Source organism: Pseudomonas sp. EA_65y_Pfl1_P113 (assembly GCF_963970525.1).
Taxonomy (GTDB): domain Bacteria; phylum Pseudomonadota; class Gammaproteobacteria; order Pseudomonadales; family Pseudomonadaceae; genus Aquipseudomonas; species Aquipseudomonas tritici.
The window spans coordinates 1-468 of the sequence record NZ_CAXAQM010000500.1 but is presented as its reverse complement, the minus strand read 5'-3'; the positions used below and the strand labels follow the sequence as shown (position 1 = coordinate 468).

Below are 468 nucleotides of genomic sequence, written 5' to 3'. Positions count from 1 at the left end.
ATCATCAGCACCAGTAGCGAGGAAACCAGCAACCAGGCGGTATCGCCCTTGTCGACGGTGGCCTTTGGAATCGGCGAGACGGCCGCCGCCGCCGTGGTCTGCGCCCAGGCCGGGAGCGCGGCGAAGACGGCAGCCCCCGCGAGCGCCGCCAACCCCAATTTGGTCGATGCTTTCATCTTTACCCCCTTAACAGCCCCGCTCACAGCGCGGTCTCATCGGTTTCGCCGGTGCGGATGCGGACCGCCTGCCCGACATCGAGCACGAAAATCTTGCCGTCGCCGATCGCGCCGGTATTGGCCGACGCCTGGATCGCCTCGACGACCTTGTCGGCAAGATCCGCGCCGCAGACGATCTCGATCTTGATCTTGGGCACCATGTTGGTGCTGTATTCCGCACCGCGATAGATTTCGGTCTGGCCCTTCTGGCGGCCGAATCCCTTGACCTCGGTAACGGTCATCCCGGCAACGC

The 468-nt window shown here is 64.3% G+C and carries 1 protein-coding gene; it reads right to left on the bottom strand.

Annotated elements, in window-relative coordinates; translation table 11 throughout:
- Nucleotides 1-199: 199 nt before the first annotated feature.
- On the bottom strand, nt 200-468 hold a 269-nt coding region (locus tag AACY52_RS30770), incomplete at its 5' end, for a P-II family nitrogen regulator (RefSeq protein ID WP_339561457.1).